The organism is Peribacillus saganii, from assembly GCF_003429095.1.
GTDB classification, from domain to species: Bacteria; Bacillota; Bacilli; order Bacillales; family DSM-1321; genus Peribacillus; species Peribacillus saganii.
This window is the reverse complement of record NZ_QVTE01000046.1, coordinates 26,555-44,140: the sequence shown is the minus strand read 5'-3', so window position 1 is coordinate 44,140 and position 17,586 is coordinate 26,555. Positions and strand designations below refer to the sequence as shown.

Annotated in this window: 12 protein-coding genes; 2 read left to right on the top strand and 10 right to left on the bottom strand. The window is 39.5% G+C overall.

Translation table 11 applies throughout. The features are described 5' to 3' along the window. Positions 1-153: 153 nt before the first annotated feature. The 6 genes from galU to D0469_RS15960 form a co-directional block, all read right to left on the bottom strand. Positions 154-1,044: a UTP--glucose-1-phosphate uridylyltransferase GalU gene (gene galU, locus D0469_RS15985; protein WP_117327725.1), complete on the bottom strand. Its 891-nt coding sequence runs from the start codon at positions 1,042-1,044 to the stop codon at positions 154-156. A gap of 39 nt (positions 1,045-1,083) precedes the next feature. Then, complete coding sequence (locus D0469_RS15980; RefSeq protein WP_117327724.1) at positions 1,084-2,916, bottom strand: polysaccharide biosynthesis protein; 1,833 nt, start codon at positions 2,914-2,916, stop codon at positions 1,084-1,086. A gap of 301 nt (positions 2,917-3,217) precedes the next feature. Continuing rightward, positions 3,218-3,982, bottom strand: coding sequence for a tyrosine-protein phosphatase (locus D0469_RS15975; RefSeq protein WP_117327723.1), 765 nt, complete (start codon positions 3,980-3,982; stop codon positions 3,218-3,220). 85 nt (positions 3,983-4,067) lie between these two features. Then, positions 4,068-4,766: a CpsD/CapB family tyrosine-protein kinase gene (locus D0469_RS15970; RefSeq protein WP_117327722.1), complete on the bottom strand. Its 699-nt coding sequence runs from the start codon at positions 4,764-4,766 to the stop codon at positions 4,068-4,070. Continuing rightward, entirely contained in the window at positions 4,756-5,499 is a 744-nt protein-coding gene (locus tag D0469_RS15965; RefSeq protein WP_117327721.1) for a YveK family protein, read from the bottom strand. The genes D0469_RS15970 and D0469_RS15965 overlap by 11 nt, the downstream gene beginning before the upstream one ends. Positions 5,500-6,288: 789 nt before the next feature. Continuing rightward, on the bottom strand, positions 6,289-8,748 hold the full coding sequence (locus D0469_RS15960) for an S-layer homology domain-containing protein (protein WP_117327720.1): 2,460 nt from the start codon (positions 8,746-8,748) through the stop codon (positions 6,289-6,291). 636 nt (positions 8,749-9,384) lie between these two features. Between D0469_RS15960 and D0469_RS15955 the strand changes: the two genes are divergently transcribed. Then, positions 9,385-10,905 (top strand): glycosyltransferase family 2 protein, encoded by a 1,521-nt coding sequence (locus D0469_RS15955; protein ID WP_233523090.1) that lies wholly within the window; start codon positions 9,385-9,387, stop codon positions 10,903-10,905. 155 nt (positions 10,906-11,060) lie between these two features. Here D0469_RS15955 and D0469_RS15950 read toward each other — a convergent pair whose 3' ends face one another. From D0469_RS15950 to D0469_RS21920, 4 genes are all read right to left on the bottom strand, one after another. Then, a complete protein-coding gene (locus D0469_RS15950) occupies positions 11,061-13,073 on the bottom strand; it encodes a penicillin-binding transpeptidase domain-containing protein (RefSeq protein WP_117327719.1) in 2,013 nt (670 codons plus the stop codon). 84 nt (positions 13,074-13,157) lie between these two features. After that, positions 13,158-13,613 carry a hypothetical protein gene (locus D0469_RS15945; RefSeq protein ID WP_233523089.1) on the bottom strand — a complete coding sequence of 152 codons (456 nt, stop codon included), beginning with the start codon at positions 13,611-13,613 and terminating at the stop codon, positions 13,158-13,160. Positions 13,614-13,723: 110 nt separating this feature from the next. After that, positions 13,724-15,178 (bottom strand): magnesium transporter CorA family protein, encoded by a 1,455-nt coding sequence (locus D0469_RS15940; protein WP_117327718.1) that lies wholly within the window; start codon positions 15,176-15,178, stop codon positions 13,724-13,726. A 1,017-nt stretch (positions 15,179-16,195) separates the two neighbouring features. Next, positions 16,196-16,327, bottom strand: coding sequence for a hypothetical protein (locus D0469_RS21920; protein ID WP_267897318.1), 132 nt, complete (start codon positions 16,325-16,327; stop codon positions 16,196-16,198). Between the two features lie 197 nt (positions 16,328-16,524). Between D0469_RS21920 and D0469_RS15930 the strand changes: the two genes are divergently transcribed. Further along, a complete protein-coding gene (locus D0469_RS15930; RefSeq protein ID WP_117327716.1) occupies positions 16,525-17,421 on the top strand; it encodes a helix-turn-helix domain-containing protein in 897 nt (298 codons plus the stop codon). Positions 17,422-17,586 lie beyond the last annotated feature (165 nt).

The following is a 17,586-nucleotide window of genomic DNA, read 5'->3' as shown; positions in this document are numbered from 1 at the left end:
TGATCAACGATTTTAGGACGTCAACTCTTATTCAACAGTAGAAAAAATAATCCATTCAAGTATAAAGAGGTTCGGAAGAACCTCCAACAATAATAAGAAACAAAATTCTGATTTTCCACCCGAACTTATTTTCCATCCTAGACAGACTGAAAACTACTTAACCAACTCCCCCTCCAAAACCTCAGAAAGATAATTTACCAAATCCTCTCTCAATTCATCCCGATCCATCGCCATTTCAATCGTAGCCTTTATAAAACCAAGCTTATCTCCAACATCATACCTCTTACCCTCAAATTGATAAGCCACAACCATCTGTTTCTCGTTCAGGTGTTTTATTGCATCTGTAAGCTGGATTTCTCCTCCAGCTCCCGGATTTTGTTTCTCCAATATTTCGAATATTTCTGGCCTTAAAATATAACGCCCCATAATCGCATAATTGGAAGGAGCTTCACTTACCGCAGGTTTTTCAACTAGATTATCAATATGGAAAACATCTTTTTCAATCTCTCCATTGGAAGTCGAAATAATTCCGTACTTAGATACCTCTTCGTTCGGCACCTGTTGAACACCAATCACAGATGAATTATAGCGCTCATAAACATCCATTAATTGTTTTAAACATGGCTTTTCTGTTGTTTTTACAATATCGTCACCCAACAGCACTGCGAATGGTTCATTCCCAATAAACCGGCTTGCGCAGGCAATTGCATGACCCAGTCCTAACGGTTCTTTTTGGCGAATATAATGGATATTGGCGAGTTTTGAGATATCCTGGATTTCTTTTAAAAGGTCAAATTTGTCTTTCTTTGCCAATGTTTCTTCCAATTCATAAGACTTATCGAAGTGGTCTTCAATTGCCCTTTTTCCCCGGCCTGTTACGATAATAATATCTTCAATTCCGGAAGCGACGGCTTCTTCGATGATATATTGAATCGTTGGTTTATCCACGATCGGCAGCATTTCCTTCGGCTGTGCTTTTGTGGCCGGCAAGAACCTTGTCCCTAATCCGGCCGCTGGGATAATCGCTTTTCTAACTTTCTGCAAAATTACTCACCCTTTTTACAATTAATAAGAAAATATAAATTAAAAGCTAGCAGCTTCCTTCATAACTTCTCTCAATCCAACCTTTGTATTAGCGATTTCCACTAACTGCTTTTTCAAAGTTTCACTGTCCTTATCATGCAGGCTTGCAATAAACTCATAAAGAATCGGTCCGTCGACAAGTGCTGCTTTTCCAATACGTATTTTGGGAAATACCTGCTTGGAGTGAACTTCATTTTCGTTAAGCAATTCTTCATACATTTTCTCTCCTGGCCGGATACCTGAGAAGTTAATGCCGATTTCATCTATTGAATAGCCTGACAAAGTAATGAGGTTTTTGGCAAGGTCAACGATTTTAACTGGCTCTCCCATATCAAGTACGAAGATTTCCCCGCCTCTTGCCAATGCTCCCGCTTGAATGACCAATCTCGAAGCTTCAGGAATTGTCATAAAGTAGCGTGTCATATCTGGATGGGTGACGGTAACCGGCCCGCCTGCCTGGATTTGTTTTTTAAATAAAGGAATAACCGATCCCCGGCTGCCCAATACATTCCCGAACCGGACTGCAACAAAGCTTGTGGAGCTCTCCTTATCCAATTGCTGAATAACCATTTCAGCTACCCGTTTGGTCGCACCCATGATATTCGTTGGGTTCACTGCTTTATCCGATGAAACCAGAACAAAGTTCTTCACACCAAAGGCATCTGCCGCTTCGGCCACATTTTTTGTTCCAAAGATATTATTTTTAACCGCTTCTTTTGGATTGTACTCCATTAACGGAACATGCTTATGGGCGGCTGCGTGATAGACTACATCTGGCTTATGCTGTTCCATAACTTCGAACATTCGATAGCGATCCTGTATATCCGCAATGACCGGAATGATTTCAAATTCACTTTTATATTTGCTGCGCAGCTCCATATCAATCTGGTAAATGGAATTTTCTCCATGTCCCAGCAAAACAAGTTTGCTTGGGTTAAACTTGCCTATCTGTCGGCAAATTTCCGAGCCGATGGAACCGCCAGCGCCCGTTACTAAAACGGTTTTACCAGTCAGGAATTCTGAAATACTATCAATATCCAGTTCTACCGGCTCACGCCCCAATAAATCCTCCACTTCTACATCACGGAATTGATTGACTGATACTCTTCCCAGCATGACGTCTTCAATCATTGGCATAATCTTTGTAGAGGCTGTTGTTTTTGCGCACTCCTCAAAAATACGTTTCATCTCGTTTTTATTTAGCGATGGAATCGCAATAATAATCTTATCTATTCGAAGTGTTTCTACAGTTTTCGCAATATGGCTGGAATTTCCAACTACCGGAAGACCAAGTATTTGCAGCTTATATTTTTTTCGATCATCATCAATGAAGGCAACTGGCTTAATACCTGTATCTCTTTTATTCATCAGCTGACGTACCAGCATCGTACCGGCTGCACCTGCCCCAATAATCAACGCACGCTTTTCTGCCGTTTTCGGTTTAATATACCGGTCCCGATATATTCTCCAGGAAAAGCGAGAGCCTCCAATTAATAGAACATGAAGCATCCATGCAAGCATTAAAGCACGAAAATAAATGTCATGAATCACAATCTGCTGGACAACTGCCGTTGTCATGATCGAGAAGGTCACTGCTTTTACAATTGTCACTAGCTCTCCAATGCTCGCATATTCCCAAACCTTGTTGTATAGCTTATAGATAAAAGAGAACAAATGGTGACTTACTAATAATGTCACTGACGTAAGCATTAATGTTTCAAGCTTAAAGATTGCCAAATAGGGATGAAGCGTCAGATAACCTGCATATATAGCCGATAAAACGATGAAAGAATCTAAGATGGCTAATACCGTCAAACGTCTCCGATAACTCATGAAGAACAGCCCTCCTTTGTTTTTGTTTTGTTACACACAAAAATAAATACCTAACGGCAAAACACATTTTACACATGTTTTTTCGTTAGATATTTATCAATTGGTTTCTTCTTATTAAAAATGGGGTATAAAAAATGGGCATTCAACCCGCCCTCACACCATACTTTTGACGACTTGCGTCTAAGGCAATAGAACTTATTACCCACAGCATGACCGAGTGCCTCCACTGATAACGGACAGGAGACATTTCCAATATAATTTGATTGTCCAAGTTGATAGAAACAGCATATAATGCATGTTATTAAAAGATGCCTAAAAATTTCTTAGTTTTAACCTTTTCAGGGACTTCTTTATAAATAGCCTCGCCTCTAACAAGCAGTTCAGCGTTTTCTGTGAATTGGTAAAACATGTCTACTCCATAGTTCTTTTCAATTTCATCCAGCGCTTCCATCATTCTAAAAGTACGGCTTGATAGATTATGTGCATCTGATGCAACGAAATGGGTTAAATTTGCGTCTATTAATTGTGAAGTGAATTTCTTAATCTTTTTCCCAAAATGGCCTGTTATGCTTGATGCGGTGATTTGTGAAAGTGTTCCGTTTTTCACAAAGTTATATAGAATATCAGGGTTTTCGATGATTTCTTGATTCCGTTCTGGATGGACAATAATTGGGCTAAGACCATTCATTTGCATATCAAATAGCATTTTTTCCGTGTACCGTGGTACATGGTTCGATGGCAATTCAATAAAGATATATTGGGTTTGGTTTAAGGTGAGGATTTCACCTTTTTCATAGTCGGACAAAACATCCCCATTTAGTCGGATTTCTTGCCCTGGAAGGATCGTGAGCGAAATCGACTCTTCTGCGAACGTTTTATTTAACAGGTCACACTGCTGGAGAATGGTTTGTTTATCATTCTCATAGCGTCCATTTTTATGATGAGGTGTAGCAATGATTGTATGGATTCCTTCGGAAACCGCATGTTTTGCCATTGCAATGCTTTCTGTTATATCTGATGCGCCATCATCCAGACCAGGAATAATATGATTGTGTATATCTATCATTGCTTGCACCTCTTCTGCTTATAAACCACTATATTACAATATCTATGATTATAGTCCTATTTCAATTTAATTTCCAGTATTTATATTATTTACCATAATAATAGTAATAATTGCTTTCTTTTAGCTTTTTTGCATTTAACACAACACCGAGCAGTTTTGCTTGTGCGGCAGACAATAGCTCTTTCGCTTTCACCGCAGCGTCGGTAGCGGTGTAGTTGCTTTTTACTACCAAAATAGTACCATTGCATTTACTTGCTAGGATTTGGGCATCTGTTACCGCCAGAACCGGAGGGGTATCAAACAGCACCATATCGAAATGGTGCATAGCTGATTCTAATAACTCATCCATGGCATGAGAGCTTAATAGCTCCGCTGGATTTGGAGGGATAGGGCCGCTCGTTAATATATACAAGTTCTCAATATCTGTTTCCGATACAGCTTTATCTAAAGCAGCTTGTCTTGTCAGCACATTTGTCAGCCCAGTGATATTATCTTTGCGGAAAGTGTAATGCGCAGTCGGTTTTCGCATGTCCGCATCAATCAATAAAACTCTTTTGCCTTGCTGGGCAAACACGACCGCTAAGTTTCCAACGGTTGTTGACTTTCCTTCTCCTGGTCCAGAGGACGTAACGACTAGTGAACGAATGTCTTCATCTAAGGATGAAAATTGAATATTCGTTCTGATTGTTTTATATTGCTCAGAAATAGGTGATTTCGAATTGATATGTGTAATAAGAGTCCGATTATTGGATTTTTTACTCTGCTGCTTGCTTCTAAATGCCAACCGTCTCACCTCGTGCTTGCTTTCTTCGTTTATTTATTTCAGCTGCGTCCTGTGCATAATCGAATTCCGTTACTGCCCCTAGAACCGGAAGCCCCAAAAGTTTTTCCAGATCCTGTTCCGATTTTACCGTATTGTCAAGATACTCTAATAAGAACGCCAATCCCACGCTTAGCATTAAGCCTACAACTAGAGCGATTGCCATATTAAGCGCAGGCTGAGGCTTTACTGGCACTGGATTCGACGGTAATTCTGCAGGAGTCAGGATGGTAATATTATCTATGCGCATTAAGGCTGATATTTCCCTTTGAAATACCTTTGCTATCTCATTTGCAATCAGAACTGCCTGGGCAGGATCAAGGTTTTGAACATTAATGGTTACTACCTGTGATTGGCCCTCCTGAACGACATTTACACTGCTATTTAACGCTTCAGCAGTCGTGTTCAGATCTAGCTCCTCAATTACCTGGTCCAATATGTACGGACTTTTTAAAATGACATTATACGTTTCTATATATTTTGCATCCGTATCAAACGCTGCTCCTGCCAATGAAGATAATGCCCCAGCCGCTGCCTGGCTGACCAAAATTTGTGAGGAAGCATTATATACTGGCTTCAACACAAAGTAGCTGACAGCACCGCTTATTGCAGTAGCAAGAACAGTAATCGCTATAATTAACGACAATCGTTTCTTCAAAGTATCAAACAATTCCCGCAAGCTAATTGTCTCTTCCATAAAATCCCCCAAAACGTTTATATTTTTCTACAAAAACAAAAATTATTATATCATACATTTTTTTCTAGTTATATAGTATCAGCAGTTGTTATTTCTTGTTTTTGTTGGTAATTAATAACAGAGACTGCATATGGGGGGTTACTTTAAGAGTTTCAGGGGATAAACGACAATAGTTCCGTTATCTTCTAAAAATTTTTCATCTCCTGCGTTTTTTCACTTTAATCCTAATTCTAAATATTTCTATATGTTTGCCTTTCAGTTATTCACATCTAAGTTATTCTTCTAACTCGAATTCCTCTTCTCCATCATCCAATAATCTGTTTGTTACTATTATCCTGCCGTCTTACATACCCGCATCTAACACAAGAGTGAGTATACATATTAATCTTATGATTGCGACGAAAGAAGCAAATTAAGCCAAATATTTTTTTCATATGTATTTTCTCCTATCACAATATCGTTATTAGGATATTTATTCTATGAAATAGATAATAAGACCTGTTAAATTTTAACAACAAGTTACGACAGCATTTTTCGTCAATTTTTCTTAATGATAATTCTAATCCCATAAATCGAAGGGACTTAAAGCAGTTCAGTTTGATCACTAAAAGGTGATCCTCATCTGTCAAAATGACGGTAATGAAAAGAAGTTTATAGAAGATTCCCGACTTAAATAAATGGCAGGACCTTTACCAAGTAAGATAAACAGAAAAAAACCCACCAAGAAATCAAATTTCTTAGTGGGTGTTTAAGTTAGAACTCTATTTTATAGATTCTAATTTAATTAGATTATTTCGCAACAGTTACAGCTGCTTTCTGAGCATTGCCTGCAGCGTCTTTCAAATCAGCCAATTCTGCAGTTGCAGCAGCAGTTGTTAATGTGCTTACTGCAGCAGCAGCGTTTTCTTCAAGTGTAAGAACGAGCTTGCTGTTTTCAACTTTTGCTGACTTGATCGCAACAGCAGCATTCTTGCTGTCGTAAAGCTTTACTTCATCTTTCACATCAGCAGTTTGTCCAAGTGCAGCAAGTGCTTCTGAGTAAGTCACAGTAAGTTCGTTAAGTTCAGTAGCGACAAATGCTTCTGCTTCTGGAGCAGTGTTGTCTGTAACTTCTACCGCTTCGATGAATGAGTTGTTTTCTTTATGATCTAGAGTTTGAACTCCTGATACACGGAAGACAGCTTTTTCGTCAGTAGCTTTAATGAAGCCTGCTGGAAGCTTAATGGAAACTTGAGATTGAACAGTGTTTCCATTTTCGTCTTTTACAAATGCGATTTCAGTGTCAGCTGGAAGAGTTGCTCCATTAACCTGATATGCAGAAGCTTTAAGTGCTGATCCAGTGCCTGTTGCTTTTACTTTTGCACCAAAATCAACTGTGATTACGTTATTTTCAGCAGTTGCTCCTGTAATTGTAAATGCTGTTTCAACTGGTGCTTCAGCATCTGTTACATCTACTGTGAATGCATTCGCAGCAGCTTTGTTAGGAGTAAGAGCTTTGTCTGTTACAAATCCTTCTGCAAAGTCAAAGCCATATTGATCGGCAGTTACACCTGGGATTAACTTGAATACCACTTGATTACCTGAAACTTCAGCTGTTGCGATGCTAGCGAAAGGAAGAATTTCACCTTTAGAACTTACAACCGCAATCTTAGAAGTTTGTAATGAAGCTACTTCTTCATTATAAGTTACAGTGAAGCCAGTTACTTTTCCAGCTGTTGCAATCGTTTCAACCTTCTCTACAGCTGGAGCTTCTGCATCTTTAGAAACTCTTACTGTTTTTGTGATTTCAGCAGCGTTTGTGTTGCCAATTGCATCTGCAAGAGCGTCTTTTGCAACTGTGAACGTAACTGTATCTGAGCTGCCGTTTTTGAATAGGTATGCACTATTCAATGTAACGATGTATTCTTTGCTGTTTTCTGGATTTACTTCAACGTCTGATACAACGTTAGCAGTAAATGTTCCAATTTTACCTGAGATAGCTAGTTCAGATGCCAATTCTTCATCTACTGTTACTTTCACAGTGTTTTCGCCAGCAGCTTCCACTTTTGTAATAGAAGGTGCTTCATTATCAACAGAAACAGTTACTGGAGCAGATTGTACTTCTTTAACGTTTCCTGCAGCATCCTTTGCGTTAATAACTGTCACTTCGTATGACTTGGAAGCATCCAGATCAAGATTTGAAATAGTTGCAGTGTTGCCTGAATGAACAGCTGTGTGGTTATTGCCATCTATTTTTACATTCTCAATTGCTGAAACTTCTTCGTCAAATGTTAATGTAAGAGAAGTAATTTTTTCCGTTGCAGCTTTAACCGTTGTATCTGCTGATAAAACCACTGGAGCAGCTGTATCATTTACAGTGAATTTTTGGTTAACAGGTTTAATGTATTTCCCGCTTACAGTTTTCAAGCCTTCAAAGGGTACTCTTAAAGTGTATTCACCCTTGAAAAAATCAGCAGCTTTAAGTGTAAGAGTTTTTCCATCTGCACTTAGTTCTTGTGCTACAGAGCCTGGATTTAGTGCACCAGTACCAGCAACAAGGCTAACTGCGCTTTGAGAAAAAGCTTTTGCGTCCAACGCCTGGCTGAACTGTACAGTGATTGTTTTAGCGTTCACTGGGTTAACACTTGAAATTTCCACTACTTCTGGAGCAGCTTCAACGTTTGCCGCTCTATATAAGAAGATTGCATAATCTCCGCGCTTAGCCGGCTGGCTTACACCGAATTGTGTTGCAGATGTACCGTTTGTAATTTCGTTTGATACTAAAGCTTTAACAGCTTCTGCGTAGCGATCGTTTACGTCTGTGAATGTAAGCTCGCCTTCACCTTTTAGCTCGAAGCCTTTTTGGATCCAGATAGCTAATTCGCCGCGTGTAATTTGGCTGTTTGCATCAAAGCTTGTAGCTGTTTTTCCGTTTGTGATTCCAGCTGCTTTGATAGCGTTAATATATTTTACTGCACGTGCAGGAACATCTGTGAAGCCAGATGCTGGAGCTGCTTCGATATCAAGTTCAAGCACCTTTGCGATCATAACTGCCGCATCAACGCGCTTAATATTTTCGCTAGTTCCAAATTGAGTTTCAGTGAAGCCATTGATTCCTTTTGATGCTACGAAATCAACTGCTTCAGCGTATCTTGGAGCTACGTCCGTGAAGCCTGCTGCCAATGCCGCCGGCGCTACTGCACCTGCAACCAATGTTGCTGTAGCAGCTGTTGCTAAAAACTTATTAAAAGACTTTGGTTGGTATGACATGTACTATATCCCCCGTTTTATAAAAAAGTATGATATGACTCGGTGAAAATCACCGAAAACAATAGATTGATCGTTTAACAAATTTTTACCCCCTATGTAATTCGTTGGAAGATTACTAACAATAAGGTAAAAATGGATTATTAAACTCGTTATCTATTCTACCAATCTATACAAATTTTTCTACAGGTAGATGATGTGTATAAAGGGAGATGATGTTTAGTGAGGGTATTTGTGGAAAAGGAGGGGGATTTGCAAGCCCTATAAATGAGGGCTATTCTATTTAAATCCAATTGAAATTACATTGACCCTCTCCCTTTACCACTACTACTCAATAAGTACCTCTATCGATCCTCGCCTTTTTTCGAATATTATTGACCTCCACTTTAGCGGCCTGATGTCAGGGTTTACCGCAATAATCTTAAAAGAGATGCTACTAAACTACTCCTTTCTGTAAAAAAATTCCAGACAACAAAAATAATAGTTCTAATTACCTTTAATTTAGTTCTATATTCAGAATGAATTAATACATTTAGCATAGATGGTGTATTATCTTATTTTTTACAAAAAGAGTTTCTTTCGAGGAGAAACTAGCCTCCAAAAAAGAACGTAAGCTTTTATTTGGAGGATGAGTATTATATGGAGGTATCTAATATTATAGATATTTCTAGTGACTCAACAGTAGCCAGAGTTAGCAAAACGTATATGAAGCCGCGAATTGTTGCTTTTATTCCGGTACATAATGAAGAGAAATCAATCCGTGACTGTTTAGCCGGTTTAGGGGATCAATCCTTGCCTAAAGACATTGAGCTTGATGTTATTGTAATTGCTGATAACTGTACAGACCGAACAGAAGAAGTAGCATTAGAAGCAGGACAAGAATTCAATCTAAGATTGAAAGTTCTAACCACGAAGAATAATAAACAACGAAAAGTGGGGGCTTTAAACGCAGCTTGGAAAAGTATTTATGGAGATCCCCTAGACTTATATGAAAAAAAATCAACGATATTCGAAGATTATTATAGACTTTCTGTTAAGGCAATACTTGGTATGGATGCTGATAGCCGACTTGCACCGGGCGCATTGTTTCAATTGTGGGAGGGGCTAATGAGTGCGCGAAATATTGGTGGAGTAATGGCGAAGTACACCATGAGAATGCCCAAAAAGAAAAGCCTAATTTCAGGAGATGATGTGTATTACGAAGAAAAAATGGCAAGCGGTGACTATGGGGGACCAATCGAACGCTGGTGGACACATCAGCAAAAACAAGATATGGCAAGCTGGCTGCTGGATCTCCAATATAGTGGCGGAAGTACCTATGTTCTTGGCGGCCAAGCCACTTTGTTTCGGCCAGAAGCATTACAATATGTTATAGATGAAAACAAGTTAGATGGCCCTTGGCAGGATGAAAGTGACGTAGAGGATATGCTGTTAACATGGCAAATCCAGAAGAAATGGAAAACACTAATCAGTCCTACAGCTCGTTGTTTTGTTGACGCTATGAGATCATATCATACGTTCCGACAGCAACGAAACAAATGGCAATCAGGAACTGTGGAGTTACTTACCAATTCTGATATCGGAGTTAAATCAAAACACAAAGGGAAAATATGGAGATCTCAAATTAAATCATTGATTGATTTAATAATACGTTTATTATTCATTTTACTATTAGTTTTAGCTATTGCTACAGATCAGTTTTATTGGTCCTGGGTATGGATTACACCTGTTGTTATAGCATCTGTATTAAATACCATACTTGCTATTAAGACTCCTATGCACAGGACAATAGATGTTATTCTAGCTGCATTGCTGATTAGCCCGGAAATTTACTTGTGGGTCAATTTAGTTACTTTTATAAATGCTTGGTTAGGAAAATTATCCGCTAACAAAAAAGACGGTTGGGCAAATCAGTATAATGCAGAGAGGGGCAACACAAGAAGCAAACTTACTGAGGGTATCATTGCTATTGTCCTTTTAATAACACTAGCAACTTACATTTGTATTGATCAGAGAGCCTTTTTAACAAGTGAAACCGTACAGACAGCAGTAAAGCCTTATTTACAAACAGGCTGGAAGATCCTCACTTACTTAACCGTTTATACATCCTTGGCTATGTTATATCAAATTTGGAAATTAAGAGGTAAGCATACAGCTTAAAATAGCCTCTTATTTTGAAGGAAAAAGATACGATGCTAGAAAAAAGATTGGTCAAGTTGTGCCTATCTATCATGTACGTGTCGAACAATTTCTTAAAGAAGTTAAATTAATAAAGCAGCAGGGCTCTCCACCTGCTGCACGTATATACACTTATTTTAGTGTTTAATTCTAAAATAATTAGTCATGATGGCTTCCACTTTATCCACCGCATGCTTACTGCCGCCTTTTGGGACGTTTTCCTGCATAAGGGCGATAAGCAGTCGTGGATTCTCGGTATTAAAGGCGACAAACCAGCCGTTCTCGGTTCCTGTTTCACCTTGTTTTTGCTTTAGTTCAGCCGTTCCGGTTTTGCCGGCTATCGGAATGCCAAGGTCGGCCGCTGAGTGCGCCGTCCCTTTAGGATTTGTAACGATTTCCTTTAAACCAGCCATGACAGCAGCGTTGCTGTTGGCTGAGATTGTGTTGGGTTTCCAGGTTTGCTGTTCTTTGTCCAGTTCAAGGGTGGGCGCAATTATACTGCCGTTGTTTACAAAAGCAGTGTAGGCCGCTGCCATGTGCAGCGAGGTGGCCTGCAGCTGCCCCTGGCCATAGCCGCTGTCGGCCAGTTTAATTTCGGTACTGATGTCGCCGATTTTGGCTGCAGACATTGGATACTCATATATCATCTTTTCTTCAAATCCGAATTTTTTTAGACCTGCCGTGAATTTTTCCTGTCCAAGCTCGAGTGCTTTTTGGGCAAAGTAGATGTTATCGGAATATACCAGTGCATCCTTCATGTTAACAGGCTTTCCATAATCATGGACACGGGTGATTCGGTAGTTGCCCCAGCTTTTCGATTTTTGCCATTGCAAGCCTTTAATGTTCATGGCCTTATTGGGATCTACTCCATTTTCCAGCGCAGCTGCCGCAACCAGCGGCTTAATGGTGGAACCTGGGGAGTAAAGGGACGTAAACCTGTTTAACAGCGGTTTATCCGGATTTTTCTCGAGTGCGGTTCGTTCAGATTGGGATATTCCAAGCACAAATTTGTTTGGATCAAAGGATGGGCTGCTTACCAATGCCAATGTTTCCCCTGTAACAGGATGGATGGCAGCTGCCGTTCCCTTTGCTCCTTTGTATTGAGCCAGAATGGTTTTTTGCAGTTCAGCATCAATGGTTAGGTAGATGGTTTCCCCTTCTTCTGCCGGTTTTGTGGCAATCACCTTCTCCTGTCCGTTTTCCGCTTTAATGTAAATGCTTGCACCGCCTTCCCCTTTCAGCCGCTCCTCAAATACCTGTTCGAGTCCCCGCTTCCCGATTACATCGTTTGCTGAATAGCCCTCACCTTTTCTTTTTTCCAGCTCCTCGGCAGAAATTGGGCCAATATATCCTATCAGATGGGCGGTTGCTTCTTTATATGGATAGATTCGGTCTTCCGTCTCGTTGACCATTACGCCCGGCACTTTGATTAGCTGCTCAAGCAGCGCCGTCTGTTCCATCGAAAATTTCTTCAAAGGAACGAAGCTGCCAGGCTGTACCCAAGTCTGATCCAGCTGTTTTTGAATTTCCTCTTCGCTCATGTTTAATAGCTTTGCTGTTTGTGAGATACTGTTTTGTTCATTTCCTGTCATTTTTTCCGGGACGATTCCAGCCTCATATACTGACCCGTTCAAGGCTAGGCCCCGCTCGTTTCGGTCAACGATTTCTCCCCTCACAGCGGGATAAGAGTCGACACTGACCTTCTCCCCTTCCTTTAACTCGGGGAAAATATGCTTTGGATTCCAGTCGATATACCAGTTGACTGCCTTATCGCGTTCTTCCTTGACGAACTTTGCCTTTTGCGAGAAATTTACCGGACCGGCGATTGTCTCCATTGAGGCATCATACGGAAGGGAAGCGTTTTTCCGCTTGCTGTCCTCCTTTATTTCCTTTGGCTTTTTGTAGGTGATTTTTAAATTTTCTATTTCAATGCCGTCGTATATTTTTTCATACCGGTCAATAAAGTCTTTCTTGCTGATACCTTTTTTGGCATCTGTTGAAAGATAATCATACATTTCATCGAATTTCTGACTGTTCCATAGTTTTGTATAGGCCGCAAATCTTTCTTCTGGCTGCGGCTCCTCTTCCTTACAGGCCGATAGGGCAAACATTAGGAATGTTGCAATAAACAGCAGGATTAGTCTCTTCATCTGGGCACCTCCGGGAGGATTTTACTATATTGTAACAAAAAAAGCCTGAAACCCTCCACGTTAAAGTGTTGGGTGACAGGCACCTTACTTATTCAATTCCTTATACACGATAACCTTCAGCGCCAGCATCTCTTCCTCGGTCAGCTTGCTTTGGGCTTTCTGCATCACTTCGTCTTTTGTCATGGTTCCGCTTTGTACACCCTGCTGGATGTCCTGCAGTTCGTTAACGCCAAACTTTTTGACCAATACGCGGGTTGCTTCTTCCTTTGTTGTGAATGGCAGCTTGCTTTCGTCGACATTTTTCCCTTCTTCCACGAATTGCTTCAATTCGGGATCGTTTTCAACCGATTGCTTGATATTTTCCATTTCCCCGCTGCTTTCCAGCTCTTGTGAAACGGAATCCACCAACTTATCGGAGGCAATTTTTGTTCCATAATAATAAACACCATAGCCTAATCCTGCAATGACAATCACAAAGCCTAACAAAATCTTCATTGCTTTCTTCCGTCCGCTTTTTTTCCTGTTATTATAACGTGACATATGTCCTCCATATGAAAATTATTGTTTTGTTATATCATATTTAAAGGTTGTACTGTATATCCAATTAAAAGTTCTGCCTGCAGTGAAAATTTCTTAGGACAACCAGTCGCTTAGAAAATTTTCTTCTTAAAACTGTTTTTTTCCCGGAGCCAATGGCGCAGCGCATGGATTCCAAGGAAAGCTGCAACAATAATGCCGCTGACTGCCGTGAATAACGAGATCCATTCAAACACCGTGTAGCCGGGAATTTTGGCCCACTTAATTTTCCCTTCCCAGTCATGGATGACCAAGTTCATTCCGTATATTCCCGATATGACCGTATATGTTGTCAGGATTTGCAGCAGGTAATTATTCCGTCTGGAAGACATATTTTCCTGGTTTTGGTATAGGCTATCAAGAGTCTTTTTGATGTGATCAAACAGGTAATCGATTTGGAAGGCTTCTTTAATGATATGAAACAGTTCTTTTCCGGAAGCGCGGCTATTCACCTCTGGAAAGAAGTATTTCGCTGAAAACTCGGTAATCATTAAGATAAGCAGTTCCGTTTTTGAGTGGTCTTTTTCCACATCAATGGCTGAGTGATCGTGGGTAAGCTTCATCAGCACTATTTTATAATAGTAATAAAGCAGCAGTGAATAGTAATGATATCCATACATTTCACTGGCCAGGTGTGCTGCCAGGCTACCCGTTGCTTTTGTCACGCACATGAAACTATAATCACTTGTGGCATAGTAGGTTTGGTCTGCCCAGCGATCATATACTCTGTTCTTATAATAACGCTTGATGTAATCCGGATTCAGCGCTCCAACAGCTGGTTTCCCATTTACATTATATCCATTCAGCTGGCCAGCCCGATAAAGGTCAGTATCCGATATTTGACTATTTTCCGGAACTTCAATGTATCCAATGACATACATCCTTTCATCAATAAAGAACGGAAGGCTTCCGAAATAGGAAGAATTAGGCTGATGGTCCATATAATCTGACATAAACGGGCAAAGCGCTTTAAAGATGAAATCTTTTATTTTGGTGTACTCGCCCGTTTCATGAATGATTTTGGAATCATCCTGATCCTCATCAATTGGCTCCATTACACGAAAAACGTCTCCAAAGTGAAGTACATCCGAGTAGCCCAGATCTTTCGGAAGCTCAACACGGATGTTCATTATACCTATATGAAATGGACATACAAATATGTCTATAGAAAGAATTTCGAACCCGGTATGCAAATGGTTGGAATCAAATGTACAAGGCAAATCCAGATTCTTTGTAAAGCGTCGAAAGCCCTCAATTTTTTTAACATCTTCAGGAAATAATATCGGCTCGATATTGGGAAGGAAAAACTGTTCCAGCGAGCGGTGGCTTACCTTATTTCCTCCATAAAACCTGTTCTCCAGACTTAAGTCTTTTAATGAGAAAAAAGAAAAATTCTCTTCCTGCAGCTTCCGGATAAAATTATCAATCTTGTCTTTATCCAGCATAAACGGAAACACAAACTGCAAATTTGCCCTGTTTGTTTTCAAATTATCCTCATTTTCTGATTCCTTTTCAGTAAAATCTACCATAACGCTGTCCCACCTTGTAGAAAATCCGATTATATTAATATACCCAGCTGGCGGGAATGTAAAACAAGGGTGGTGTTTAGGCACAAAAAAATCCCCCAGGCAAATACAGCCTGAGGGCAATCGGGATACCTTTTCGGTTCCCCCACTAATCGGGTACTAGAAACAGAGGGTTTCCAGAAGTTCAGATGTATATTCTTTCGCAGAATATAATCTGAGGTAACATAACAAAATGGACACACATATTAACACTTGCAGAACGTTCGATTTAAAAATCTGAACCCTTGCTGCAAGGTAATAGGTTGTTACCTATATTAAATCATTTTTCCTATTTTGATAAAAACCCTAAAATCGCCCGTTATTCCTGAAAATTAGGCAAAATAGGTGATTTTACCAGCAAAACCGCAAGCGCTTCTATAAAAATATAACTATAGGAATATTTTCTTTGGAAAACTTTACTTCAGAGGAATGATTATTGTCGGATACATACTGGATTGTTGCCTAATGAGCTATGGTAACTTTGGACAAGAACTCTGTGGTGCAACATGAATTTCACTATACACTTTGTCTCGCCAACCTGTTTGGGGATGTTTGTACACTACACTTTATTTAAAAACAAAAAACCCACGGATACAACTTTTTTCCGCAGGTAATGTTACCGAATACTATTTTTTTTAAGTTTGTTTAAAATCTCATTATACATTTGCCTCTGGGTGGCTTCTGTACTCTTGTGTTCAGTGATTGGTTTTTTTATCTGTTTCTGTTGGTGAACCCGATTTAGTTTTAATGTCTCTAATTTCAAAGCTGCTGTCGCTCCTTTGCAGTGCATTATGTGCTTCATGGATGATGAATCTGCTCCAAAACATAACGACTGATTATAATGACTATTTACTATTACCCGCTTTATTGGCGGGTAAACATTTATTTTAAAAATTTAACAGAAACATTAATCCGGTGTAACGAAAACTAAAAAACACCCCTATGTAAGAGGTGTGAATTGGGTATAGAAATTGTCATTTATTACAGCATTGGCGGAAGTTCTGTCAACATGGGCGGTAATTCTGCTGCTGCATCTGCCGGATTTGATCCAACTGCAACCATTCCTGCTACTAGCACAAGAGCAAACAATACACCTACAAGCTTCTTTTTCATAGGTAATTCCTCCTTTTTTGGTTGAAGAAACATTGCTATAATAGAAATAAAAACTATAGTTATATTTAACCACATATTAGAAAATATCATATTGCTGTTTTTAACCGTTTTTACATATAGAATCACATGTTTATTCCATATTTCTCCGTAATTTAAAAAAATTATAACTTTAGGAATATTATGAAGGGAACAGATAAATGGATTTTTCCGTAATCGGACAAAAGATAAAAGAGCTCCGTAAACAAATGGGTCTTTCACAGGGTGAGCTCGCTGACGGAATCTGTACCCAGGCACAGATCAGCAAAATTGAAAAAGGCGATGTCTTCCCTTACGCTACGACACTTTATTTAATTTCACAGCGGCTTGGTGTTGACGTGAACTACTTCTTTGATATAGGTATGACTCCAAGGCTGGACTACATTCAAGAGGTGGAAAATCAGCTTAGATTAGCAAGACACAAGTTGGACTTTGATACCATTCGGCAAATCATCAAGGCGGAGGAAAAGAATCCGCTCTTTACGCAAAACAAGAAAAACTATCAATTATTGCTCTGGCATAAAGGTATTTACGAGTATTTTAAAAATAAAGACTTGCAAACAGCCCTTACACTAATTGAAGAGGCCCTCTCCTTAACAAGGCAATCTGAAAAGATATATTCTGAAAGGGAACTCGATGTAATGGTCAGCAAAGCGGTATTTTATGTAGAAGAGAAGCTTTACGAAGAAGCATATTCTACTTATCAGGGTGCCCTAAAGTATCTGGAGAACTTCCCATACCTGACAGATAACACAATAAAACTGCGGTTAATATATAATTTTGCCAGGCTGCTGACAAGATTACACCAGTACGATGAATCAATCTCCTACTGTAATGAAGCGATTAAGTGGTGCATTGAACATGATCTTTTGTTCTCTCTTGGTGAGCTTCATTATCATACGGGCTATAATTACGAGTTAAAGGGCGACTACAAATCCGCAAGCTTCTATTTAACGAAATCACTTCAAGTGTTCGAGCTGCAGCGTGATGACCGGTTTGTTCCCTTTATTGAAAAAAAATTAAATCAATGGAAGTCTGAAAATAAAATATCAAGTTAACAGGCCATGCTCTTTTATAAGTGTGGCCTATTTATTTTCTCCTTTAAAACAAAACCAAGCCTCCCATTCAAAATTACCCAGAAAATGCGGTATAATAATAAGATAGCCTAAATATTTAATGACACTTTGGCAGGAGATCTCTTCCTGGAATTATATAATAATACT